2 protein-coding genes and 1 pseudogene are annotated in these 2,404 nt (G+C 77.9%); 1 reads left to right on the top strand and 2 read right to left on the bottom strand.

From position 1 onward, the window contains the following. The coding region (locus AB8Z36_RS39060) for an FtsX-like permease family protein (protein WP_369218108.1) at positions 1-1,577 on the top strand (1,577 nt) is incomplete at its 5' end. A gap of 31 nt (positions 1,578-1,608) precedes the next feature. Here AB8Z36_RS39060 and AB8Z36_RS39055 read toward each other — a convergent pair. Both AB8Z36_RS39055 and AB8Z36_RS39050 read right to left on the bottom strand, forming a co-directional pair. After that, positions 1,609-2,253 carry a response regulator transcription factor gene (locus AB8Z36_RS39055; protein WP_369218107.1) on the bottom strand — a complete coding sequence of 215 codons (645 nt, stop codon included), beginning with the start codon at positions 2,251-2,253 and terminating at the stop codon, positions 1,609-1,611. Next, positions 2,241-2,404: pseudogene (locus AB8Z36_RS39050) on the bottom strand (sensor histidine kinase); the annotation flags it as partial. The gene AB8Z36_RS39055 and the pseudogene AB8Z36_RS39050, both read right to left, overlap by 13 nt.

Below are 2,404 nucleotides of genomic sequence, written 5' to 3'. Positions count from 1 at the left end.
GCCTGGAACTGCGGCTGCCCGCCTGGCTGCTGCCCGCACCCCTGGTGACGGCCGCCCTCACGCTGCTCATCGCCCGCCTCGCCGCGCTGATCGCCTGCGCGCGGACGGCCAGGGTGCGGCCCGCGGAGGCGCTGCGCGAGCCGGGTCCCGGCCGCCCAGGCGGCCACCCGGCCGCCCTCACGCTGCTCATCGCCCGCCTCGCCGCGCTGATCGCCTGCGCGCGGACGGCCAGGGTGCGGCCCGCGGAGGCGCTGCGCGAGCCGGGTCCCGGCACGGTGCGCCGGGTCGCCGGTCTGGTGCTGCTGTTCCTCGGGGTGAGTTCGGCGGGCACCGCCACACTTCAGGACGGGGAGACGGCGGCCGCCGCGGCGGGCGCGGCGACCGTGGTCCTGGTCATCGCGTGCGCGCTGCTCGGCCCCTGGATCGCCGAGGGCGCCATGCGGCTGCTCGGCGGGCCGCTGCGCGGGTYCGGCGGCGCGGCGGGGCATCTCGCGGCGGCCAACCTCGCGGCCTCCGCGCGCCGTTCGGGAGCCGCTCTCACGCCGGTCGTCCTGGTCACGGCGTTCGTCTCCGTGCAGCTCGCGGCGGGCGCGACGGTGACGCACGCGGCGGGCGGCCAGGCGGCGGAGGCGGCGCGGGCGGACCACGCGGTGACCGCGGCGGGCGGCCTGCCCGAGGGCGCCCTGGAGCGGATCAGGGAGGTCCCCGGTGTACGGGCGGCCACCCGCGTCACACACGGCACCGTCGTCCTCGCCCGGCGGGAGACCGGCTCGCCCCGCCTCGACCGGCTGCCGGTGCTCGGCGTCACCCCCGGCGGCCTCGCGCGGACGCTGGACCCCGGCGTCCGCGAGGGCGGCACCGACGGGCTGCCTCCCGGCACGGTGGCGGTCGGCCGCGACCAGGCGCGCGCCCTGGACGTACGCCCCGGTTCGACGGTGACGCTGCGCTTCGGTGACGGGGTGGCGGCGCGGCTGAGGGTCGTGGCCACGTACGACCGTGAACTGGCCCTCGGCGGCTTCCTCCTCGCCCGCGAGCAGCTCGCCCGGCACACCTCGGCGCCGGACGCCGGGAGCGACCGCGTGCTCGTGGCCGGGGGTGACGCCGCCGCGCTGCGGAAGGCCGTACCCGGTGCGCGGGTGACGGCGGACCCCGCGCCCGAGCCGCTGCGCCCCGACGACCAGGCGCTGGGCGAGGCCGTGACCGTCGCGGCGGTCGGCGCCATCGGCGCGTTCGCGGTGATCGCGGTCCTGAGCACGCTGTCGCTGATCACGGTCGGACGGCGCCCGGAACTCTCCCTGCTGCGCCTCGCCGGGGCCGGACGGCGCCAACTGCGGCTGATGCTGCGCCTGGAGGCGGCGGCCACGGCGCTGACCGGCCTCGTGGTCGGCGCGGCGGTGGCCTCGGTACCGCTCCTCGCCTTCAGCGTGGCGTTCACCCGCACCCTGCCGCACCTCCCGGTGGCGCAGGGGGCGCTGATCGCCCTGGTCGTCACCGCCACGGCGGCGGCGGGCACCCTCCCGCCGTCCTGGCCGCCGCTGCGGGGCCGTCACCCGGCGGTACGGCACCGGCGGAGCTGAACCCGCCGCCCCGGGCCCCTGGCGTACGTGCCTACCCCTTGTTCAGATACGCGAGGACGGCGAGCACCCTCCGGTGCCCGCTGTCGCTCGGTTCGAGGCCCAGCTTCGCGAAGACGTTGCCGATGTGCTTGCTGACCGCGCGGTCGGAGACCACGAGCTGGGCGGCGATCGTGGCGTTGTCCCGGCCCTCGGCCATGAGCTGGAGCACCTCGCGCTCGCGGGGCGTGAGGGAGTCGACCGGGTCGTCGCGGCGCCGGGTGAGCAGTTCCGTCACGACCTCCGGGTCCAGGGCGGTACCGCCCGACGCCACCCGCTCCAGGGCGTCGAGGAACTCGTCGACCCGGCCCACCCGGTCCTTCAGGAGATAGCCGACGCCGCTCGCGCCCCCGCCGAGCAGCTCCGCCGCGTACGTCTCCTCGACGTACTGGGAGAGGACGAGCACCGGCAGACCGGGCAGTTCGGCGCGGGCCGCGAGCGCCGCCCGGAGCCCCTCGTCCCGGAACCCCGGCGGCATCCGCACGTCGAGGACCGCGACGTCGGGGCGGTGGCCGAGCAGGGCGGGCAGCACCTCGGGCCCGCTGGCGGCGGCGGCCACCACCTCGTGCCCCGCCGAGGTGAGCAGGAGCACCATGCCCTCCCGCAGCAGGGCGTTGTCCTCGGCGATCACCACGCGCACGGCAGCTCCACTTCGATCACGGTCGGCCCCCCGGCGGGGCTCGTCACTCTCAGGGTCCCGTCGAGGGCGGCGACACGGCGCCGCATGCCGAGCAGCCCGCTGCCCCCGGCGTCGTCGGCACCGCCCCGCCCCTCGTCACGTACCGCAAGAC

It is taken from the genome of Streptomyces flavofungini (assembly GCF_041028215.1).
Classification (GTDB): Bacteria; Actinomycetota; Actinomycetes; order Streptomycetales; family Streptomycetaceae; genus Streptomyces; species Streptomyces flavofungini_B.
This window is presented reverse-complemented; position numbering and strand designations above follow the sequence as displayed.